This is a genomic window from Sphingobacterium sp. MYb388 (assembly GCF_037479535.1).
Classification (GTDB): domain Bacteria; phylum Bacteroidota; class Bacteroidia; order Sphingobacteriales; family Sphingobacteriaceae; genus Sphingobacterium; species Sphingobacterium anhuiense.
On sequence record NZ_JBBGYV010000001.1, the window covers coordinates 344425 to 367017 of the forward strand.

At 34.3% G+C, this 22593-nt stretch carries 16 protein-coding genes and 2 tRNA genes; 6 read left to right on the top strand and 12 right to left on the bottom strand.

Annotation, left to right across the window (positions count from 1 at the left end):
• Positions 1–174: 174 nt before the first annotated feature.
• The 6 genes from WH188_RS01565 to WH188_RS01590 all read right to left on the bottom strand — a co-directional run bounded on the left by WH188_RS01565 (position 175) and on the right by WH188_RS01590 (position 8628).
• Positions 175–247 (bottom strand) — tRNA-Lys (locus WH188_RS01565).
• A 227-nt stretch (positions 248–474) separates the two neighbouring features.
• A complete protein-coding gene (locus tag WH188_RS01570) occupies positions 475–1773 on the bottom strand; it encodes a TolC family protein (RefSeq protein WP_339423151.1) in 1299 nt (432 codons plus the stop codon).
• 24 nt (positions 1774–1797) lie between these two features.
• The gene (locus WH188_RS01575; protein ID WP_339423152.1) at positions 1798–4884 is read right to left on the bottom strand and encodes an efflux RND transporter permease subunit; all 3087 of its coding nucleotides are present in this window, start codon (positions 4882–4884) and stop codon (positions 1798–1800) included.
• Between the two features lie 208 nt (positions 4885–5092).
• Complete coding sequence (locus WH188_RS01580) at positions 5093–6226, bottom strand: efflux RND transporter periplasmic adaptor subunit (RefSeq protein ID WP_339423153.1); 1134 nt, start codon at positions 6224–6226, stop codon at positions 5093–5095.
• 354 nt (positions 6227–6580) lie between these two features.
• Entirely contained in the window at positions 6581–7948 is a 1368-nt protein-coding gene (locus WH188_RS01585) for a sensor histidine kinase (RefSeq protein WP_339423154.1), read from the bottom strand.
• The gene (locus WH188_RS01590) at positions 7945–8628 is read right to left on the bottom strand and encodes a response regulator transcription factor (RefSeq protein WP_021189661.1); all 684 of its coding nucleotides are present in this window, start codon (positions 8626–8628) and stop codon (positions 7945–7947) included. Before WH188_RS01590 ends, WH188_RS01585 begins: the two co-directional genes overlap by 4 nt.
• 673 nt (positions 8629–9301) lie before the next feature.
• Here WH188_RS01590 and WH188_RS01595 point away from each other — a divergent pair.
• The 4 genes from WH188_RS01595 to WH188_RS01610 all read left to right on the top strand — a co-directional run bounded on the left by WH188_RS01595 (position 9302) and on the right by WH188_RS01610 (position 14215).
• Positions 9302–10114: a hypothetical protein gene (locus WH188_RS01595; RefSeq protein WP_168128172.1), complete on the top strand. Its 813-nt coding sequence runs from the start codon at positions 9302–9304 to the stop codon at positions 10112–10114.
• Between the two features lie 9 nt (positions 10115–10123).
• On the top strand, positions 10124–10894 hold the full coding sequence (locus tag WH188_RS01600; protein ID WP_339423155.1) for a methyltransferase domain-containing protein: 771 nt from the start codon (positions 10124–10126) through the stop codon (positions 10892–10894).
• 1 nt (position 10895) lies between these two features.
• Positions 10896–13046: a sensor histidine kinase gene (locus tag WH188_RS01605; RefSeq protein WP_339423156.1), complete on the top strand. Its 2151-nt coding sequence runs from the start codon at positions 10896–10898 to the stop codon at positions 13044–13046.
• 74 nt (positions 13047–13120) lie between these two features.
• The gene (locus tag WH188_RS01610) at positions 13121–14215 is read left to right on the top strand and encodes a sensor histidine kinase (protein ID WP_339423157.1); all 1095 of its coding nucleotides are present in this window, start codon (positions 13121–13123) and stop codon (positions 14213–14215) included.
• A 19-nt stretch (positions 14216–14234) separates the two neighbouring features.
• Here the strand turns inward: WH188_RS01610 and WH188_RS01615 are convergent, their stop codons facing one another.
• On the bottom strand, positions 14235–14705 hold the full coding sequence (locus WH188_RS01615) for a response regulator (protein WP_021189665.1): 471 nt from the start codon (positions 14703–14705) through the stop codon (positions 14235–14237).
• Between the two features lie 396 nt (positions 14706–15101).
• Here WH188_RS01615 and WH188_RS01620 point away from each other — a divergent pair, with 396 nt between their 5' ends.
• Together WH188_RS01620 and WH188_RS01625 are read left to right on the top strand one after the other, a co-directional pair.
• Positions 15102–16214 (top strand): sensor histidine kinase, encoded by a 1113-nt coding sequence (locus WH188_RS01620; RefSeq protein ID WP_339423158.1) that lies wholly within the window; start codon positions 15102–15104, stop codon positions 16212–16214.
• Positions 16189–16917 (top strand): LytR/AlgR family response regulator transcription factor, encoded by a 729-nt coding sequence (locus tag WH188_RS01625; protein ID WP_339423159.1) that lies wholly within the window; start codon positions 16189–16191, stop codon positions 16915–16917. The genes WH188_RS01620 and WH188_RS01625 overlap by 26 nt, the downstream gene beginning before the upstream one ends.
• Positions 16918–17003: 86 nt before the next feature.
• Here WH188_RS01625 and WH188_RS01630 read toward each other — a convergent pair whose 3' ends face one another.
• From WH188_RS01630 to WH188_RS01650, 5 genes are all read right to left on the bottom strand, one after another.
• Complete coding sequence (locus WH188_RS01630) at positions 17004–17792, bottom strand: DUF4249 domain-containing protein (protein ID WP_339423160.1); 789 nt, start codon at positions 17790–17792, stop codon at positions 17004–17006.
• Positions 17793–17809: 17 nt separating this feature from the next.
• Complete coding sequence (locus tag WH188_RS01635) at positions 17810–20137, bottom strand: TonB-dependent receptor (RefSeq protein ID WP_339423161.1); 2328 nt, start codon at positions 20135–20137, stop codon at positions 17810–17812.
• 264 nt (positions 20138–20401) lie between these two features.
• Positions 20402–20474: transfer RNA gene (locus WH188_RS01640), tRNA-Lys, on the bottom strand.
• Between the two features lie 90 nt (positions 20475–20564).
• Positions 20565–21260 carry an SMUG2 DNA glycosylase family protein gene (locus WH188_RS01645; RefSeq protein WP_132843173.1) on the bottom strand — a complete coding sequence of 232 codons (696 nt, stop codon included), beginning with the start codon at positions 21258–21260 and terminating at the stop codon, positions 20565–20567.
• A gap of 228 nt (positions 21261–21488) precedes the next feature.
• Positions 21489–22565, bottom strand: a complete 1077-nt coding sequence (locus WH188_RS01650; RefSeq protein ID WP_168128181.1) for an agmatinase family protein — start codon at positions 22563–22565, stop codon at positions 21489–21491.
• Positions 22566–22593: the final 28 nt, after the last annotated feature.

Genomic DNA, 22593 nt, shown 5'->3' on the forward strand with positions numbered 1-22593 from the left:
TACTTTATCGATGGTTTTATTAACTCTGCTACCACAAACTCTACCCTGAGATAGAAAGTTGGCTCAGTTCCACCCCGCACACTAGCTTGAGCCTCCACTAGATCGAACCCGATCGAGGCTTCTTTCGAATCTAGCCGAAATAAAAAAAGCTTCACATTTCTGTGAAGCTTTTTGTGATCCCGCTGGGATTCGAACCCAGGACCCATACATTAAAAGTGTATTGCTCTACCAGCTGAGCTACGGAATCTTACTCTTTTTTTGAAGTTTCCTTCGTTGTTTGGAGTGATGCAAAGGTAGAAAAATCCCTGAGATATGCCAAGTATATCTTGCGAATATTCCTTAAATCCTTTATTTTGAGGGAGAATATTTTTTTTATCTAGGATTTTTGTTGCTTTCTGGGAGCATATTTCATTAAAATATGCTTCTGATTATCCATATTAATATTTTTTAAACACACATAAAATTGTTTTTTTTCTAAAAAAGTATATCCCAAATACCTGCGGATTGTTCCAATATAACGAGAGCATGGGCATTATTAAACAGTATTTCATAATAATTTTGTTGAACTTCAATATAGGTTCTCTGTGCATGGAGTACTTCAAGTAAACTAGAATCACCTCGTTTGTAGCTGTAGAGTTTCCCCGTTAAGATAGCTTTAGCATCGTCAAGAATGCCACTGTTGAATTGCTGGAGTTGCTTTTGAGTCGCTTCATAGTTATAAAATGCTTGCTTAACTTCTGTTTGCACCTGTAGTTCAATCTCTTGATGTTGTAATCCAGCTTGTTGGGCAGTATAAAATGCCTCCTTAAGTTCTCCTTTCCGATGATTTGAAAATTTCAAAGGAATACTTATTCCAAAATTTGCTGATGTGAAAGCTGGACTGGGAGCTAAATCATTGCGGGCTTCTGCATTGCGCGTAACACCTGTCGTTATTCCTAAATCTAATACCCGATTTACTTTTGTAAGACGGATCATTTTTTCTGACACATCTTTATTTTGTAATGCATACAGTAGATCTGCACGGTTTGATAGTGCATGGACTATAAGGTCATCGAGATAAAAAGACCGGTCAAATGTAGAAAAATTTACCAATGCCATTTGTGTAAGTTCAGCATGTTTACTCCCCATCAGTAAATTGAGGCTACTCAACGATCCTTTCCAATTTCCGATGGACTGAATTGCTTCATTCCATATGGATTTAGCCTCAAGTTTACTTTGTTTGGCATCAATAGCAGTAATTGTACCTAATTTGGCGCGTAAACTGTCCGATTTTGCAAGTTCATCCATCGTTTCATAGGAATTGAATTGTAATTTCATCAGTTGCTCATGATGGATTGCGGTTAAATATTGTACAGTAGCATCGGCTCTGAGATTCCTGAAGTAATCCTGCAATATATATTTGCTAAGTTCAGATTCACTTTTTGCCAGATCAACGCGTGCTTTCCGTTTTCCGCCAAGTTCGAAGGTCCAATCCAATCCGATATTGTATCCGTACCCCATCTTCATTTTATGCTGGTCGTTATTAAATACACCAGCGGTAAATTCTGGGTCAGGAATTATTTTGGATTTTTCAATATTTGCTTCAGCAATATTAATATTTAACTTTTCTGCCGCATAAGCTATGTTATTTTGAACAACAGCTTTTATAAAATCGGGATAAGTAATCTCTTTTTGAATATCTGCGTCAATCTGAGCTTGAGTAATTACACTTAAGACTAAAGTAAAATATAATAGTAGAAAGTGTTTTTTACGGATGTTTTTAAGACGTAACATGTGATGGTATTTTTGAGATGAAAACTAATTATGTTTTTTGTCGGCATTTATTTTCTCTAATAGATAGTATAATGATGGCAATGCATAGAGGGTTATCACGGTAGCGAAGAATAATCCGTAAACAATGACAGTTGCTAATGGTCTTTGAACATCGGAACCAATACCTGTTGCCAATGAAGCTGGAAGAAGCCCCAAGATGGCTACAGTGGCAGTCATGATTACTGGTCTGAAACGATGTTGGGCGCCTTCTATTACGGCTTCTTTTAAAGCATACCCTTTTTTTCTTAATGCATTGAACTGTGTGATCATCAGTACACCATTTTGAATTGCAACACCAAAGAGTGCTATAAATCCGACTACTGAAGATACATTGAGGGTCATAGCGCGAATATTTAATGCAAGCATACCTCCAAATATGGCAAGCGGTACAACACTCATCAACAATCCGGCTTGTGAGAAGCTTCCAAAAGCGCCATATAGCAATATAAACATTAATGCTAGTGCCATAGGAACAATAATAGCCAAATGCTGATATGCGCGATTTTGATTTTCAAATTGACCGCCCCATTTTATTTTTATGTCGTTGTGGTCATATTTGATATCTTTTTCAATTTTAGCTTGTGCTTCTTTGAGAAAGGAAGTAAGATCATTTCCGCGTAGATTTAACCGCACAGTCAAATGTCTTTTATTCATCTCACGAGCGATCGTACTTTCTCCGGTATTGAGTTTTATTGTAGCTACTTGTGATAGCGGAATTTTGGCTCCGGATTCATTTGTCAACATTAAATTTCCTATTTTTTCAGGTGTATTGCGACTTGCTTCATGATAACGGCAGATAATATCGTATACCTTTCCCTCTTGAAATATTTGGGAAACCGCTTTTCCGCCGATAGCTGTTTCAATAAGGTCAGAGACATCGGCGACATTTAAACCATATTGTGCTATTTTATAACGGTCTGCTTTTATCTGTAGTTGCGGCAATGGAGGTTCTTGATCGATCGCTAAATCTACAGCACCTTTTACTTTTCGCAACGTAATCAAGACCTCATCTGCTATTCTTCGGATTTCCTTAAAGTCTTCTCCATATATCTTAACGACGAGCTCACTATGCGCCCCCGCAATTTTATCCATCACTCCATCAATCATTGGTTGTGAAAATGCAACGTCATATCCGGGCATCTGTTTGTATTCAGCAGCCAATTCCTCAATTAGATCAGCTTTGGTTTTCCCATTTTTCCACTGTTTGTAAGGAAGTAAGCCAATACTGCATTCAAAATGAGAGGGAGTCCATGCATCTGTACCATCATCATTACGACCTGCTTGGACCATCACATATGTAACCTCATCATATTGAAGTGTTCGCGCACGTAGTGAATCACTCATTTCCTTTGATTTTTCAACTGTGATTCCAGGAGGTAGTGATACTTGCAACCAGATGGATCCTTCATCTAAGGGCGGCAGAAAATCTTTACCAACAGTACATGTTAATACGATTGCACCTGCAAAAATGATGATTAAAGGTGTGAATACTCTCTTTGGACGCTTTAAAAAATGCTGGATTTGTCTGTGATATCCTACAGTTAATTTTTCTAACCATTTGTTGTGATATACTTTTTGAGGCTTACGATAAACAACATAAGCGAGTCCAGGTATTAGGAATAGAGCAACTAATAACGCACCCAACAATGCATAACCTACTGTAAAAGCCATAGGAGTAAATAACTTTTTTTCTACACGTTCAAATGCAAATAGAGGAATATAAGCCGTGATTATAATGATTGTTGCAAAGAATATGGGTTTAGCCATTTGCTTTACAATACAAGCAATACCTAATTCTGTGAGTTGTTCATCTTCATTCTCTTCTCTTTTTTTCAAGATAGATTCCATCATGACAATGGCCCCATCGACTATAATACCAAAATCGATGGCACCCAATGATAACAAGTTAGCCGGAACATGCGTAAAGTGCATCAGGATAAAAGCTGTCAACAGAGCGATAGGTATGGTAATAGCAACTAACAGCGCTCCACGCCAGCTACCAAGGAATATGATGAGTACAATAATAACCAAACCCATTCCCTCTAATAAGGTGTGGGAAACGGTAGTTAAGGTTGTTTCTACAAGTTGAGTACGATCCATGAACGGATGAATCTGTACTCCCGCAGGTAATATGGTATTGTTTAATTCATCAATAGCTTGATTGACGCCCTCTAAAACGACAGAAGGGTTTTGGCCTTTAAGTAATAGCACAATTCCCTCAATATTGTCGGAATAGTTTGCTCCACGTTTATCAGAATAGCCTAAAGCACCTTTTCTTTCAAGATTTCCGTATCTGATCTGACCGATATCTTTCATGAAAATAGCTGTTCCTTGCTGGGATTTAACAACTATATTTCCGATGTCTTCCAATGTCCTGAGAAGTCCGATTCCTCTAATGACGTAAGATTGGTCTCCTCTATTCATAACACTTCCACCTGCATTGGTGTTGTTTGTTTCAATTTTGTTCACTACCTCGCTTAGGGCTAGACCATATTGTTCCAGTTTAATGGGATCAATCTCAACTTGAAATTGTGTCGTAATACCTCCAAAATTTGTAACATCAACTACTCCAGACACTTGTTTGATACGGGGTATAATGACAAATGTCTGCAGATCGGTGAGTTCGCGTAGATCATGTGATTTACTTTCGATGATGTAACGAAATATTTCTCCTGTTGGAGAAGTTAAAGGGTCAAGATTTGCTGTTGCGTTATAAGGCAGTTCCAGATCCGTCAACCGTTCTTGAATACGGGTGCGTGCGAAATAATCATCTGTTCCATCTTGAAAAACAATTGTAACCATAGACAGTCCAAAAGTACTTTTACTCCGCATCACGTGCATACCTGGTAAACCATTGATAGCTCTTTCTATCGGAATAGTAATTTGCTGCTCTACTTCTTCTGCAGCAAGTCCAGGTACTTGTGTCACAATCTGAGAACTTACATCGCCTATATCAGGATACGCTTCAATGGAAAGCTGTGTCCAAGAATAATATCCAAAAAAGGTTAATAGAATAAAAAGAGCCAAGACCAACCAACGTTTGGCTATAGTATTGTTAAATATATTTTTCATTAGAATAGAGTTGATTAAAGTTGCGATGCACCAATCAGAAAGTCATTAATTTATCTTAGCTTTTCAGCGATATTTTCATAGCTATACTTATTTCAATAGATCTCCAAATGCAATTCACAACGTAATTGATTTCATTGGAATGATATACTTGAGAATGTACCAGCAGTTTTTATGATTTTATGTGAATAAACTTTCTTCGAAATACTATTTATTTTGCATTTAATAGATAAAATGCACCCTCACTGATAATATTGTCTCCTGCTTGCAGACCTGATAAAATCTGTACCTGATCTTTATCTGTGATACCTGTTTCGACGTAGCGTCTGAGATATTTATCTTTCCCAATTGCTAAGAACACATAGCTTTGATCATTATATTGTAGTAATGATTTTGCAGGAATGAACGCAGCATCAGAAGCTTTTTTAGTAAAGTTGACATTCACATACATGCCTGGTTTTAATACACGATCGGGATTGTGACATTCAATAAGTATTTGGACACTTCGGGTATCTTCATTTACAATTTCATCGATGTGATAAATGGTTCCCTTTATCTTATCATCAGGAAAGGCTATTGTAGCAATTTCGGCTAAATCTAATTTATTTATAAGGTTTAGATTTTGTTCTTTAACCATTCCAACTACCCAGACAGTGTTCAGTTCGGCTACTTTAGCAAGGGGTAAATCATCCGATTTAATGTATTGTCCCAGAACAATGTCATTGCTGATAACTTCACCACTAATAGGCGATCGGATAATAAGTGGCTGTCCTAAAACTAGTTTTTCAGTATCTACATTGAAGAATCTAAGCGAAGCAGACGTATTTTGATATTCTTTCTCTGTAATTTCGTACTGGGCCCTGGCCTCTTCGACATCTTTATCAGTTCCTACACCATGTTGTTTAAGATCTTGTTGTCGCTTTAGAATCAATCTAGCATTTTGATAAGCTGTTTTTGCCTGAAAGTATAGCTTTTGAGTTTCAATAAATTCCGGAGATATCAGTTCATAAAGAGGAGTTCCAGGTTTTGTTTTCATTCCTAATTTGAGATGTACTGCTGAAACACGTCCTGAAAATGGAGAACCGATTTCAGCATAGAGATTTGGAATAGCTTTCACTGTCCCGGCTGTAATGAGCTCCAGTTGATGAGCTTGTTTGAGAACAGTACATGTCTTTAATTGTGATTTTATCTTTCCTTGGACTTGAATGGTATCACCGTTTTGTGTGAAATTTTCAGTGATTTCTTCATCAACTTTTGTATGACATCCCATTAGATTAAGAGAAAGTACAGAAATGATGAGAATCTGTATTAAGTGACTATGTTTTTTTGTAATTGTGGTTTTCATCGCCAAGAATTTTAAATTAACATTTATTTGTGCCTAAGTGATATTTCTCCATGAGGAGCATCTTTATCGCTGTTTTTGAACATTGCAAAGGTGCTTAGGTTGTAGGAGTATAGCAGTTAGAAGACGAATAGAAAATTATTAGAAAATTATTAGAATGATTTTCTGGAGGGTCAATAAAGAGGATGAAATTATGAATATTTTGCTTTAAGATCAAATTTGATCTTTACCAAGCAGCAGAAACTTCACCGTAGTGTCAGACTTTTTTGTCCGGTTATATTGCGGTGTTATTTTATCTAAGATTTAAGTAAAGCGAGTAGTTGATATCTTTTGATTATAGATTACAAAATTATAGTATCAGCAATGTGGTAAGGTTAAGATGAAAGTTGTTCCTTCGTTCTCTTTTGAAATGACCGAGATGTTGCCATTATGCAGTGCAATAATTTTTTGTGTCAACGCAAGTCCAATGCCGTGTCCATAAGTATAGTCTTTGTTTTTACCACGATAAAATGGACTAAAAATCTGTGGTAGATCTTCTGTTGCAATTCCAATTCCTAAATCAACAAATTTTAGCACTATATTTTGGCTGTCAAATAGAACAGAAACAGTACAACGAGGTGGGATAGAGAATTTACAACCATTTTCGAAAAGATTGCTACAGGCCACTTTTAACAAGTATTCATTACCATTTATGGAGATTTGATTGTCGTTTTCAAAATCGTCATCAAAGTGTATGTCAATTTTATATTCGGGATTGGTTTTTTGAACCTGTTGTCTGGCATCTAACAAAAGCTCGTCCACTCGTATGGGCTTAAATGCAATTTCGGCAGGGTCGTAACTAGCTTTTGCTAGATCAAGGAGGCTATTGCACAAACGGGCCAATTTGTTTGAGTCATTTAATGCATGATTAATTGCGTTCTTATAATCGTCTATCCCTCGATCTTTACTCATTGATAATTCCAGTTCAGTAATAATAGCCGCAAGTGGTGTGCGTAATTCATGAGAGATGTTCGATACAAAATGTTTCTGTGCGTCAAATGAGTTTTCTAAGCGATCCAACATATCGTTAAAGGTATCGGCAAGCTCAGATAGTTCATCTTTATTGTCATTATTTGATAAACGTAGATCAAGATTGGTAGCAGAAATATTTCGTGCTTTTTCACTCATGGCACGAACAGGTTCAAATGCTTTCTTAGAGAAAAAAATACCTGCTACGAGAATAAACAAAATTGAAATAATAAAAACAATAATGCTATTATTTAATAAATTATGGAGTTTACTATAACCATATTGGTCATAAGCGGCCGCAGTAACAATATATCTTTTACCTTGATAAATATACTGAAGACCTATTACTTGCCAGTCCTGCTGATAAAATTTGATTTCACCTTTTTGGTAAATCTCATCAAACATAGGTTTTGTTTCCTTGACAAAATCTATATCTACAGCGTCATGATAGATTAAATCAAATTTGGTATCATAAATAGCAACCTCAACCTCATTCAATATTTTTCTATTATTATGGTAAATATCTTGCAAAATCTTTTTGTCTACATGAGCATTTAGAAAAAGATTGGCTTTGGTGATCGCTTCTTTTTGGAGTAGATTGTAAAATTCTATCTGTCTGTTTTCCTTTGCAGATAGATAGATTACAGTAGCAAACAAACTAAGAATAATTGCTGTAATGAGGGTAAATAGAAAAACTAGACGTGTTCTTATTTTCATAGTTCTTTTTTCAAAATGAAACCCATTCCCGATTTTGTATGAATCAGTTTCTTGTCAAAATTACGGTCTATTTTTTTTCTGAGGTAGTTGATGTATACATCGATGAAGTTCGTGCCGGTATCAAAATGAGTTTCCCAAACTTTATCTGCAATTTCTACCCGAGACAATACTCTGTTGGGATTTTGCATTAGGTATTCCAGCAGTTTAAACTCTTTAGGTGTTAAATTAATCTCTTGCTGACTACGTTTTACAATTTTGGTATGTAGATTCATTTCGAGATCTTCAAAGTGTAAAACAAAATTGAGATTACCAGTTGTTTTTTGACGACGTTTTAATAATGCTCTAATACGGACTAAAAGTTCGCGCATTTCAAATGGCTTTACTAAATAATCGTCAGCTCCGGCATCGAACCCTTCTATTTTATCATCTGTAGTTCCTAGTGCTGTCAGCATAATGATTGGAAGATCTGGATTTATTTGTCTGATTTGCTTACAAAGGTCTAAACCATCCAGCTTGGGTAAGATGATATCCGTAATGATTAAGTCAAAATGATCTTGAGAAAACAGCTTTTTACCTGATAATCCATCATAAGCTAATACGGTTTCAAAATCCTGTTCATCCAGTCCTCTTTTTATGAGTTCTGCTACGCGCTGATCATCTTCTATAATTAATATTTTCATGGAGCATACGTTGTTTATCAGTTGAAACCATCATCGATATTTAATTCATAAACTGTTTTTTACTATGGCGCGATAAACACATGATGATTTAATAAATACAAACTTACCATTTAAGATGTTATTATCGTAAAATACCATGAGTAGGTAACCTTGTTATCTTATCTATATGGAGATTATAGTAGTTCATGTATATTCTAAATGCGTGTTGAATTGAAAAGTTGTTTTGGACTTGATTTTAATAAAATTATTATTCATAAGAAAGTGTTATGTAACACATAGTTATCTTGAATTAACTTTTAAGGTGTTTTTGATGATCTTTATGGAAATTTTATATATGATTTCAGTAACTTTGTTTTGTTGCAACAAAGTAATTTTAAAATGTCGAATGAATAAAATTATGACTTCGAAACTCCATTATCGCAAAATGCATTATTGATATAATCTAATGAAATTTGAATTTGAAGAAGATACAAAAAAACAATGAAATTGAGTTTATTTCAAAAAATAATATTTATGGGCCTATCTAATTTATATTCTAATTACGCTATACAATTTTAGTTTTTTAATGATTTAGAATTCAATAAAATAGTGCATTTTTAATATTTTTATATATAGTGAACAGCTTTTGATTATATTGATTATTTTTGAATCTTAATCGAATAATTAACTGTCCATGGCACTAATATTTAAAGAGGGACGTCCTGTGGTCAGGTTAAGAGCGTTTCGTGCAATCGATGATCCTAAAACTTGCGAACGTTTTATAGAGGGACATGCACATGTTTTAACGGCTATAGGTGTGAAAAAAGTTACATCATCCAAAAATGATTGGATGTATAACCCTGCTGCTTTCGTTTTGATTGTAGAATCTCTGGATGGAGAAAATGTATACGGAGGTGCAAGGATACATGTTTCAGGAGGATCCCAACCTCTTCCTATCGAGGAGGCGACAGGAAACATGGACGCTAAAATCTTTGATTTGGTATGGGACTATGCGCAAGAAGGTACAGGCGAGGGCTGTGGACTATGGAATTCAAGGGAAATTGCGGGCTATGGTATTGGAAGTATTTTTTTAACTAGAGCTGCAATTGCAATTGCACCACAAATAGGTATAAAATCATTATTTGCTTTATGTGCTCCATACACGATTAATTTAACAAAATGTGTGGGCTATCGTTTGGAAAGTGGAGTTGGAAATAACGGCACATTTTATTATCCTAAGCTGGATCTTCTTGCAACAACGATGATTTTAGATGACGTTAATAATCTTGAATTAGCTTCTGAAGAAGATAGAAAGGCTATTTTAGAATTACGTAACCGTGGAAATGTTGTTAGAATTGAGGAATTGCGCTCCAAGGAGATTGAGATACATTATATGTTGCAACTGGATAACATGGACCGATGGAACTTGAGTGAAGTCATCAAGCAGATGAGCAAACAGAAAACAAACAATGATTTTTTTGATGAGAATAATCTCAATATACTTTGATAATATAAAATGTACGAAAAGCATTATAATCTAGACTATTTAACTGAGACACTGAAAATATTGAGTGGAGTTAAACAAAAATCTTATACCTATTTTAATGATATCCCTGAAGGAGGAACGATTGTTGATTTAGGCTGCGGTTCTGGACAGGATGTCCTTAATATGAGCAGTATGTTTAATACTAATAAATTTGAATTTATTGGTATAGATCACGATCCGGAAATGATCACTGCGGGCCAAGCTGCTATACAAGATGAATCAAATGTTAAATTTTTAGTATCAAATGTACTTGAAGTACCTTTAGCGGAAACGTCTGTTCATGGTGTTCGGATGGAACGTTTAGTCCAACATATTGGAGAACCATTAAATCTTTTCAAAGAAACACACCGTATATTAAAGGATAAAGGTATTGTTGTTGTGGTGGAATCTGATTGGAATAGTCTATCATTTTATAATGGCGATAGTGCGATTGCTGATAAATTAAATTGTTATTTAACCCAACAAAAAGTAAATAACGGTAGAGCTGCACAATCCTTGACCACTTATCTAAATAAAATGGGCTTTTCGCAGATAACAATTGAAGTTTTTCCCTTTGTACTAAGAAATTATGATGATGCATGTAAATATCTATGGATTGATAAAATGATTGATGAAATGTTTTCATTAAATATTATTGAAGCAACTGAAAGAGATCGTTTTATTGAATCTCAAAAACATGCTGATCAAAAAGGTTATTTTTCTTGTTCCATGAATATTGTAATTGCTTCGGCTGTAAAATAGTATGAATTTATTTCGACTGATATTATTTTTTATAGTAATACCTATCCCTTTATTTAGTCAAATTCAATTAACTGATAATTTTGAATTTTTTGAGCCTGGTTCTGATTTACACATTTTAAAATTAGATAGAGAGGTGACTCCGCAGGAGGTCCCTACATTATTAAAGAAATTTAAACCAGGTGAAAGCCCTAACCCTAATCTAGGGCTTAGTAAATTCAGTGTGTGGGTTGCATTTAAAATTGAAAATCTCAGTCAACGTACACATTACCTTTTGGATATTGCATATCCACTTTTAGATGAAGTGGAACTGTATGATTTGGATAAGGAAGGCAATTTTAGATCATTGGCACATTTTGGGAGTTTTAAAAATTTTAAAGAAAGAACTTATCAAAGCCCAAACTATATTTTTGATCTCAATTTAAAACCAACAGAAAGCAAACAGTATTTTTTAAGAGTGAAAAGCTCCGAACAAATTATACTCCCGATAGCTGTGGGGAAGCCTGATGTAGTTTGGGAAAATTTATGGAAAGAGAATATTTTATTAGGACTGTTTTTAGGAGTGGTGTTGATAATGGCAATTTACAATTTTTTCCTATTTCTTTCTGTAAGAGATTTGGCATATTTGTATTATGTGCTTTATATCTCATTTTTAGGGCTTACACAGCTAGGAATAGTCGGATTTAATTTTCAATTTTTATGGCCAACTATGCCTGGATGGGAATCTGTCAGCATCGTTATTTTTGCATGCTCTAGTAGTATAGCCGTTTTATTCTTTTCGAATCAATTTCTAAATCTTAAGAAAAATGCACCGACTATCCGCAAGATGCTCTTGGCACTTCTTGTTTTATTTTTAGCAAGCTTTCTTTTATTAATTTTTGGATATCACCAGTTCGCATTTGAATTAATGCAGACTGCAACATCATTAGAAACAATAATCTTATTTATAGCTTCTTTATATGTACTGAAAAAGCAGTATCAACCGGCTAGATATTTTTTTATAGCATGGTTTATATTGCTAACAGGAGCTTTGATATTTCTTTTAAAAGACTATGGAATATTACCCTATAATCTGTTTACAAGTAATTCCTTTAGATTAGCATCAATTGTTGAAATGGCATTACTTTCTTTTGCACTAGCTTCAAGAATTAATATCTTGAAAAGGGAGAAGGAAATATCCCAAGCTAATGAGTTAGCCACCTCACTTGAAAATGAACGTCTTATTCGTGAGCAGAATGTAGTTTTAGAACAGAAAGTTGTAGAGCGAACGAGCGAATTGACAGAGTCGAATGAGTCGCTGCAAGCGACTTTGAAACATTTAAAAGAAGCGCAATCACAACTGGTAGAGGCCGAGAAAATGGCTTCTTTAGGGCAATTGACTGCTGGTGTAGCACATGAAATTAATAATCCGATTAATTTCGTCACCTCAAGTGTTGCGCCTTTGAAGCGGGATATTAATATGATTTGGGAAACTTTAGATGAAGTGGAAAGTGTTGCACTTGATGATGAACTGACCTTAAGTGAAAAACAATCTCGTATTATAGCATATAAAGAAGAAATTGATCTGGAATACCTCAAAACTGAAGTAGATTTCTTATTGAAAGGGATGAGTGAGGGAGCCAATCGAACCGCTGAGATCGTTAAAAGTCTTCGAATCTTTTCACGTGTCGATGAGGACACACTTAAATTTGCTGATATTAATGAGGGTTTGGAATCTACGATGGTTATTCTAAACAGTTTAATACAACAGGGGATTGAAGTTGATAAAAATTACGTTGAATTACCAGCGATAGAATGTTATGCAGGAAAACTTAATCAAGTTTTTTTAAATATATTGACTAATGCGATTTATGCGATCAATAAGAAATTTCAAAATAATCCGGGTGGAATTTTAAAGTTAAAAACAGGATTGACTGAAGATGAGTCATTTATGTATGTTAGTATTGCTGATAATGGCATTGGGATTCCTTCAGAAATTAGAGAGAAAATTTTTGAACCATTCTTTACCACTAAAGATGTTGGTGAGGGCACAGGTTTAGGTATGTCAATTGCTTATAATACTATAGCCAAGCATAATGGAAAGATTGTGGTTGATTCTATAGTCGGAGAAGGGACCGTTTTTAAATTAATTATTCCGATTCGACAAATTATTTAAATGGAACCTTATCTTTAAAGTAAGGGATATTCTTATTTTTGTAGGTGCGGCATTTACTGCTATATGATTAGATTATGATAAAAGATATAGAAATACTATATATTGATGATGAATTAAATAACTTATTTGGTTTTAAAGCCAATTTTAGATATAGCTATGTTATACATACCGCTTCTTCAACAGTTGAAGCTCAAGAAATATTGATTAAAAATCCTAAAATCAGAATCATATTCTGTGATCAGCGCATGCCAAATGAGTTAGGAATTGATTTCTTTGATCGTATAAAGAGGGATTTTCCAAGACCTATCCGTATCTTATTAACTGCTTATGCAGATATGGAGACTGTAATTGATGCTGTTAATAAAGGAAATATATTCCGTTTTGTCCGTAAACCATGGATAGAGGAGGAAATGATTTCCTGTATCGAAGAGGCTGATAAATTTTATACAGCCAATTCTATGCTCGATATAAAAAATGAGGAACTAGAAAAAGCTTATCATGAGCTGGATAAATTTGCTTACAGTGTAAGTCATGATCTTCGCGATCCACTTACTGGAGTTCTATCAGCTGTTAAACTTGGGTTAAAATTTGATCAGGTCGATCAAATTCATGAGTTATTGGGATTAATGGATGGTTCGTTGACAAGACTGGATTTATATATCGATAGCTTACGTGATTATTATTTATTGAGGCGTGGCGAATTAATGCTATCTACAATTAATTTCAGAGAACTTTTTAATGATATTCAAGCATTCTATAATATGTCTGTTCGGAATAATGATGTAGAATTTATAATCAGTGTTGATCAAAAAGAAGAATTTATTTGCGATAAAACTGTTTTGGAATTAATTTTACATAATCTTCTTTCTAATTCTTTTAAATATCAAAGAAAGGATTGTGAAAATAAATTTGTCAAATTATCTGTTGATGTTTTTGATGGAAATGCAACGCTTAAAGTAAGTGATTGCGGGATCGGAATCTCTTCAGACTATATCAATGATATTTTCAAATTGTTTTTTAGAGCAAGTGACCAAGCTGAGGGTATGGGATTTGGTCTTTATAACGTGAAAAGTGCGCTACTTAAATTACAGGGTACAGTTGATGTTGAATCTGAAGTTGGAGTTGGAACAACTTTTAAAATTGTTGTTCCAAGCAAAAAAACTTATTGAATTTAGGTTTTTGTATAACCTATGAAAGCAATTTTTGACGAAGTAAAAATTCTAATTGTTCATTTGATACTTCCAATTTCGAATATGTTTCTAATAGATTTTTTCGTTCAGAATAGATATCATAGGCCCGATTTATTGTTTCGTCTAATTCTTCCTCACTCCAAGGTTTATTTAGATAATGGAAAATTTTCCCTTTGTTTACAGCATCTATAACTGCGGCCATATCGGTATAACCGGTCAGTAAAATGCGCATAGGTTCTGGATTAATCTTGATGATTTCTTCTAAAAATTGTACACCCGTCATGCCTGGCATCCGTTGATCTGTAACTATAATGTCGACGTGATTCTTTTTTACAATTTCGATAGCTTCAGAACCACTAATGGCAGTAAGTACTTTATACTTGAAACGGAAAGTTGCTTTGAAAGAAACGAGATTGTTTTCCTCGTCGTCAACATATAATACAGTAATTTTGTTTTTTTTATTTTCCATGTTATTTGTTGTAAAAAGTTAGAAAACCTAGTAAAAGTGTCGCGCAACGAATGGATGTTGTTTTTCTTAGTAACAACATTTGCATCAATTGGTTTGTGTTCAAATGTTTTAATATATAAATTAACAACTTATACATTAAAAAGGTAGATTTTCTATCGAAACAAACATGACTTACCCTAGAATTCAAATAGGGGGTTTTCATTACGTACAAAGTTAAGAATTATTTGAATCTAATTTCAATACAAAGAAGAATCATATAGAACATACAATTACAAATAGATAGCAATTAAATGAAGACGTATCTTTTGAAAAAAATAAATGATAAAAGGTCGCAAAATCACTTTCGGAGTAATGTACCTTTGCAATAAATTAAATGCTTATCTGCAAATCTTTTAAATGAGAAATGGACAAATAATTATCGGTTATGAAAATAGCCATTTTATAGATTTCGTAATTGACAGTAAATACCGCTGGATACGGCATGTTTTGTTAATAGCAGCAATCATAGGAATTCATTTTTTACCAAATAATGCGCCTGCAGAAGTTGATGAAAAAATGAAGGTGTGGAATCTACTGGTAAAATGTATTTCAATTATTATTCTCTTGGCTTTATTTTATATTAATCACTATGTTTTGATACCTGTGTTTATGTTGAGAAGTAAGTTTTTAGCTTATGGAGGTACTTTGTTCGCATTTTATACCATCATTTTCTTAAGTATGTTGATCTTAGAAAGTCAAGAATTGCGGTTTATTAAGAAGCCAGATCAATCTTTATTAGATGGAAAAGATTTTGTGATATTAATCATACTTTTTACAATTTTTATTGCAGCTGTAAGTAGTGTTAAGCTGTTTAAAATATGGATTATCAATTTAATACGATTTAAGGAATTTGAAAATAATACCTTACTGAGTCAATTGGAACAATTGAAAAGTCAGATTAATCCCCATTATTTATTTAACACACTCAATAATATCAATTTTCTCATTTATGAAAATCCTAAATTGGCATCAAAAGTATTATTGAAGCTTAGTGATATTCTTAGAAATCAGCTTTATTTATCAAAAGGGGATACAATAGAACTGGGAAAAGAAATTGAGGTACTTCAAAATATTATCTTTTTAGAGGAAATTCGAAGAGATAAATTTAGTGTAAATTTTGACGTAGATGTAGGTATGGAGGCGATTAATATTCCGCCATTTCTATTTATTCCATTTATTGAAAATGTTGTGAAGCACGGTGCGCATCAGGCTATGGACGGAGATTTGCATGTCAAAATTAATTTTACTGTAGCCAATGAGCAGATTTGTTTTACATGTGTAAATGCGAAAAAAAAGAAAGTATCTGTCAAAGAATACGGAGGTTTAGGATTGAGTAATATTCGAAAGAGGTTAGATATTTTATATCCGAATAGTTATAATTTGGCAATAGATGATAGGGAAGATATTTTTAAAGTATTTTTAAGTATTCCAATAGATGGATCGAATGAATATAGAACAGTTAAGCATTAAGTATATTGTTATTGAGGATGAGCCTTTTGCAAGAAGGGGATTGGTGCAATTACTAAAAAAATATAACTTCTTAGATTGTATGGGTATGTATAGTAATACTGACGATGCCCGCATGATTATGGAAACGCAAGATCTTGATTTGATTTTTTTAGATATTCATTTAGCAGAGGAGAGTGGATTGGAGTTTGCAAAGCAAATTCCACCGTCAATTCAAGTCATATTTACAACAGCCTATCCTAATTATGCTTTAGAAAGCTATGATCTGAATGCCTTAGATTATTTATTAAAACCTATAGCTGAAGATCGGTTAAAAAAAGCTTTGGATAAGGCTATCAGCTATTTTCAATATAAAGCTTATGATAAACAGGCTTTACAACCAACGGATCATATTTTTGTTAAGTCTGACCGAAAATTATTTCGTCTTGCACTAGACGAGATCCAGTACATCGAGGCAATGAAAGATTATGTTATGATACATAGTAAAGACAAAAAATTAATGGTTGCTATGAATATAAAAACAATCTTAAATAAGTTGCCAAGTATGGATTTTGTACGTGTGAATAAATCATTTGTGGTCAATCTTAAAAAGATTGAAAGTGTCGATAATCATTGGGTAACTGTTGCTGGGTTCGAAATGCCTTTGGGTGCTAGTTTTAAAGAGAACCTATTAACGCGTATTGACAAGCAGACAATTAATAGGTGATGGATAAGGTTATTAACAGGATGAAATAATGCAAAGGAACCATATGTTTTCAACGATATGGTTCCTTTGTAATGATGGAGTTGACATTAATTAACAACTATACTTTTGCTTGATATAGTTTGGGCGCTGAAGTAGCCAAATACACTTGGACTTATATTAGTTGGCGGGTTACTGGGGGCAATGCCACCTCCTGAAGACTGTTGCATGAGACTATACCAGTAATTATAGATCGATTTATCAATGCAAAGCATTTCAACACGAATTTGATCTCCTGGATATATCTCCTCATCATCACTTGGTCTTAATGTGATACTAACCGGATTACCGTTGTTAAAATCATCATTTAGGGCATATACATCTTTAATCTGTTTATTGTTAACAAATAGAATAAAACGATATTGGTTAGCGTCATCTTTAGGATCGCGGTAAAATACTTTTATATTCCGGGTATCTTTGTCTCCAAGCTTTGGCTTTTCAGCTATAATAGAATCTAGCAGAACCACTTGAGGCATTTTAGATTTTGCAGTAAATTTACTCTCATTTATTTGAATATACATGCTATAGTTTCTTCCGGATTGTCCAGTAAAATCTTTTGCTACATAAGTTCCCAGTATAGTTTCTTGAAATACATATTCTTTTTCTTCATCATCATAGACGATTACTTTAGCGCCTGTTACTGAAGGGTAATCATTGCCTGCGGAAAAAGATACGTTTCGACTCAGCTTTATTTCTTGCTGTGAACTTGTATTGTTAATACTTGCTTCAATAACAAGCTTTCCTATTTCGTCATTTACTTGAATATCAATTACTTTTTCGCATGACTGTGCTAAGATAAATAGCACTAGCAACAGGATGTAAAATATAGTTTTTTTCATGTTTTGTGATTTTCAGATTAAAATTTAAAATTCCAGGTAATGGAAGGAATCGGTACTCCAAATATGCTGGTTTGAACTGCTTCAGTTGCATTAAGAATTTTTTTACTATCTCTAAACGCTATTCGATATGGATCTTTATTAGCGTACACATTATAAATACCAAAGGTCCAGCTGGACTGAAAATATTTACCAGGTTCTCCCTCGAAAGTCGCTGCTAAATCTAAACGATGGGTGGCTGGCTGGCGATAAGCGTTTCTTTGTGAATAAGAGAAAGTTGTGTTACCTCCAATATTATATTTGCCAGTAGGATAGGTTACAGCTTTACCTGTTCCATAAACGAAATTGCTCGAAAATGTCCATTTTTCGTTGTATTTGTAAATAGCAACTAGAGATAAATCGTGTGTCCGGTCGTGTGTTGCTGGATAATATTTTCCGTCATTTATTCCTTCAAATTTACGTTCCGTTTTAGATAGGGTATAGCCAAGCCATCCGTTAAATTTTCCATATCTTTTCTTGAGGAATAACTCAGTACCATAGGCCCTGCCAATACCGTAAAGGAGTTGTGATTCAACATCCTGATTGACTAGTAATTGTGCTGCATCTTTGTAATCGATCTGATTTTGTAAATTTTTATAATATAGCTCAACTGATAATTCGTATGTATTGTCTTTGAAATTTCTAAAATATCCAGTAGAAATCTGATCTGCGATTTCTGGTTTGATATTTTTGCTGCTCATGACATATAAATCTGTAGGACTAGCGCTCGTTGAGTTTGTTAAAAGGTGAATGTTTTGTGTATTTCTATTATAAGAAGCCTTGATTGATTGCTGATCGTCTAACATATAGCTTACGCTAAATCGAGGTTCTAAATTTAAATAATTTTGAACAATTTCGCCTGTCTTATACTTTTCTGACATTAACGTATTGCCTAACATATCATATTTGCTGAATGTTCCAGGACCGACAAGTAGCATTGAACTTAGACGTAGACCGTATATCATGCTTAATTTGTCGTTAACCTTCCACTCATCGCTTAAGTACGCTGCCATTTCATAACCATACCGATGTTCAACATGCTTGTCATTAAAACTTGAACTCGCTGTGGTAGTAATATCTCCAGGCGAGATATCGTGTCTTGTTGCTTGGATTCCAAATCTTAACGTATGATTGTCACTTGCATAATAATTGAAATCTTGTTTAAAATTTAAGTCGGTAATTTTTGAAGTCGCTTTAAAGCCATCAGCTCGATCGAGTCCTTCAATGACATAGTTGTATTTGCTGTAGATGAATGAAGTGTTTGAAAATAATTTACTATTGAAAACGTGATTAAATCTTACTGTACCTGTTGCATTTCCCCAATTAGTGCCAAAAATGTCCTGAAGACCCAATACATCCTTGCCAAAATAGCCTGAAAGGTAAATTGCGTTATTATCATTGAATCTGTAGTTTGCTTTTGCGTTAACGTCATAAAAAAATAAAGTACTTTTATTTATTGTGGTATCTGATGAAGCTTTCAGGAACAGGTCCGCATAAGTACGACGGGCAGAAATCATAAACGAACCTTTATCCTTCACGATAGGTCCTTCAACTTTAATGCGGGAGGCAATCATCCCTATACCGCCTTGAAAAGTTATTTTTTTATTATTCCCTTCATTCATTTTTATGTCTAAGACAGACGATAATCTTCCGCCATATTCAGCAGGCATACCACCTTTGTAGATACTCACATCTTTGATCGCATCTGAATTGAATGTTGAAAAGAAACCTAATAGATGAGAAGCGTTGTAAACAGTAGCTTCATCTAATAGAATTAAATTTTGATCCGAACCTCCACCCCGTACATAAAAACCAGTATTTCCTTCTCCGGAACTTTTTATTCCCGGCATGAGTGTGATGCTTTTTAACACATCTTGTTCACCTAGAACGACAGGTAGTTGATTAATTTGCTTCATATTGAGCTTTTCAATACCCATTTGCGGAGAAGAAATATTTTTGTTGTTTTTTCTGCTTGTAGATATGACTACCTCTTCAAGCATTGCTTGTGATTGCAATGCGATATTTATAGCAAAATTTTTATCCACGGTGATGGTATCTGTGTAGGTCTTATAGCCAATGTAAGAACTTATCAGTACATAACGTCCTTCCGTCGCACCAATTGAGTAAAAACCATATGAATTACTTAAACTGCCGGACTGCGGTAATTCCTGAAGTTTAACCGAAGCACCAATTAGTGTTTCGCCGGTTGATATATCTGTTATAGTTCCTGATATGTTGTATCGCTTTTGAGCAATACCTATATGGGTGATTAATACTAAAAATAATAGAAAAGATAGTGGTTTTAACATATTTCAAATTTTCTACGAAAGTAGAGGTTTGGGACAATGAAATATTTACTATTATAGGAACGCTGGTAGATATTATAGGAACATGCGATTTTGAGTGCTTTTTTAGAATATAGTATTGATATGATCGGTGTCTTGATCCTGCTGGGATTAATACATCGGATAATCATCTAGCGCATGTACGCAATGAAAAGCAGCAACCATCCCAATGCTTCTATTCGGATCCAGGAAAAACAAAAAAAGCCTCACATTTGTGAAGCTTTTTTGTGATCCCGCTGGGATTCGAACCCAGGACCCATACATTAAAAGTGTATTGCTCTACCAGCTGAGCTACGGAATCCTTTCTTAATTGGAAGTGTATCCCTTTTTGAAAGTGATGCAAAGATAGAGTTTCTAGTGCTATACTCCAAATAAAATTTATACTTTACTTCTAAGTCCCTAGTACACCGATATATTTATTTATATAATGCTCTTTTTCTCGTGATTTATATTGTTGGATGTAGCGTGGGTGATCTAGAATCGTTAAATTCTCGAACAAATGTTCCTCTTTATTTATTTTTTCAATAAATGTTGCATTCTTTTTTCCCAATACAAATACGTTAGTTGTTTCCAGGCCTAAGCTTATGTGTTTTTTTAGAGATTCGATCATAAATGGCTTAACCATTGCAAACAAGTTTCTATCATCATAATAGTTTGCATTGATCCATTTGTTTTCCTTTGTTCTGCGGACAATGGCTAATGGGAACGGTGAATTGATGTAAAATTGTCGATAAAAAGTTTGTGTACCACCAAATTCCTTAATCATGTCATAAAGAAAAACGGAAGATATTTCATGGGTATGTGCAGATTTCATGGGGATGCCACAGATGTGTTCTAACCTTTTGGTGTCTGTAAATGGTACGCCTGTGACCCCTGCGCCGTGACGGCTAGGATTGATTCCTATAATGAATTTTCTAGGAGCAGTGTCGTCGTAATACTTGTTGTAAAACTTTTCCATAACGATTAAGGTCTCCGGGTTTTCAAAGTAAGGATTTAATACCCGAAAGTCATCTGGAAGATTTCCTGAGTAATGTAATTGTTTATTAAACTCAATTATTTGTGTTGCTATAGTCTTGGCGTTGTCCATACCTTGATTTTAATATTCTATTTATTTACAAATTAATTATTTTCTGAGATATGACGTATACAAATACTGACCCATCACTATTTAATAACAACAAAAGCCAATCGAAAGATTGGCTTTTGTGTTTTCTGGTAAATGCAATTATGTAAAATGTCTACTGCTCTAATAATATTTGAACATTATTTAAGTAGATATGATCTATTTAAATATCGTTAGTACATGCAGTTTGCATTAAAAATTGATTTTCGATCCTACAGCAAGTTTGTTGTTTTTTGCAAATACGCCACATAAATGAAATAGAAGTCTAGCACCTACGTTACCATCCCAGTCGTCTTCTCCGGGAGCAACTTCAACTAAATCAATACCAATAATGTTTTTATCGCTATTAGCCAATCGACTTAACAAGTAAGTTGCTTGTTCATAAGACAGTCCCCCAGGTACCGGTGTTCCGGTGTTTGGACAGTACCAACGCTGTAAAGCATCAATATCAAAACTGACCGCTACATTTTCCGGTAATTGTGCTAGAATTTCATCACATTGATCTTTCCAAATTTTTCCTTCAAAGCTATTTGCTTTTAGATCTGTGTCAGTAAATACTTTTACTTTATTTGAAGTTTGAACTGCTTCCAATTCTCCTTCACTAAAATCGCGAATACCAACCTGAACGATTTTTTCCAATTGTGGAAGTTTGATCGCGTTGAACATAATTGATGCGTGAGAGTAGGTAAAACCTTCATAAGCATTACGTAAATCCATGTGTGCATCGAAATGTAAAATTCCAAATGAATCATGGTTTTCAGCTAAAGCTTCATAATATCCTAAAGGTGTAGAATGGTCTCCGCCTAAAAGAATTACTTTCTTACCTTTATTCATCCAATACAATGAGCGTTCTTTTACTTCGTCATTGAATTGTTTGGAAGCTTTATTTATTTCTTCTAAATACCCTCTTAGTGTAACGTCATTTTCAATATCTTCACCATTTTCTAACGCCTCTATAATCGGTTGCGCTAAACTTTTATATTTTTCACTGTTTTCCGACCAGTGCGCAGGAGTTTCATCCATGAAAATTCCTAATTTCCATAAATCAGGAAATTCCTGATGCAGTAAATCAACCTGAAACGAGGCGTTTAAAATAGCATCAGGGCCATTACTAGCACCGCTTCCATAACTTACAGTTACTTCCCAAGGTGCGGGTACAACAATAATATCACTTTCTTCAGCTGTAAAGGGAAGCCCGTATATGCTTGAATCTGGTAAGCCAGGTTGTGATGGATCGAAATTTTCAATTTTTGTTTGCTTTGTCGACATGTTATGAATCACTAGTTGAACTGCAAAT

What these genes read in the sequence shown, in the direction of transcription:
- WH188_RS01650 (WP_168128181.1), bottom strand. Translation starts at nt 22,565, where the DNA reads ATGTCGACAAAGCAAACAAAAATTGAAAATTTCGATCCATCACAACCT.
- WH188_RS01575 (WP_339423152.1), bottom strand. Translation starts at nt 4,884, where the DNA reads ATGAAAAATATATTTAACAATACTATAGCCAAACGTTGGTTGGTCTTG.
- WH188_RS01605 (WP_339423156.1), top strand. Translation starts at nt 10,896, where the DNA reads ATGAATTTATTTCGACTGATATTATTTTTTATAGTAATACCTATCCCT.
- WH188_RS01610 (WP_339423157.1), top strand. Translation starts at nt 13,121, where the DNA reads ATGATAAAAGATATAGAAATACTATATATTGATGATGAATTAAATAAC.
- WH188_RS01635 (WP_339423161.1), bottom strand. Translation starts at nt 20,137, where the DNA reads ATGTTAAAACCACTATCTTTTCTATTATTTTTAGTATTAATCACCCAT.
- WH188_RS01615 (WP_021189665.1), bottom strand. Translation starts at nt 14,705, where the DNA reads ATGGAAAATAAAAAAAACAAAATTACTGTATTATATGTTGACGACGAG.
- WH188_RS01570 (WP_339423151.1), bottom strand. Translation starts at nt 1,773, where the DNA reads ATGTTACGTCTTAAAAACATCCGTAAAAAACACTTTCTACTATTATAT.
- WH188_RS01600 (WP_339423155.1), top strand. Translation starts at nt 10,124, where the DNA reads ATGTACGAAAAGCATTATAATCTAGACTATTTAACTGAGACACTGAAA.
- WH188_RS01595 (WP_168128172.1), top strand. Translation starts at nt 9,302, where the DNA reads ATGGCACTAATATTTAAAGAGGGACGTCCTGTGGTCAGGTTAAGAGCG.
- WH188_RS01645 (WP_132843173.1), bottom strand. Translation starts at nt 21,260, where the DNA reads ATGGACAACGCCAAGACTATAGCAACACAAATAATTGAGTTTAATAAA.
- WH188_RS01585 (WP_339423154.1), bottom strand. Translation starts at nt 7,948, where the DNA reads ATGAAAATAAGAACACGTCTAGTTTTTCTATTTACCCTCATTACAGCA.
- WH188_RS01625 (WP_339423159.1), top strand. Translation starts at nt 16,189, where the DNA reads ATGAATATAGAACAGTTAAGCATTAAGTATATTGTTATTGAGGATGAG.
- WH188_RS01620 (WP_339423158.1), top strand. Translation starts at nt 15,102, where the DNA reads ATGAGAAATGGACAAATAATTATCGGTTATGAAAATAGCCATTTTATA.
- WH188_RS01590 (WP_021189661.1), bottom strand. Translation starts at nt 8,628, where the DNA reads ATGAAAATATTAATTATAGAAGATGATCAGCGCGTAGCAGAACTCATA.
- WH188_RS01580 (WP_339423153.1), bottom strand. Translation starts at nt 6,226, where the DNA reads ATGAAAACCACAATTACAAAAAAACATAGTCACTTAATACAGATTCTC.
- WH188_RS01630 (WP_339423160.1), bottom strand. Translation starts at nt 17,792, where the DNA reads ATGAAAAAAACTATATTTTACATCCTGTTGCTAGTGCTATTTATCTTA.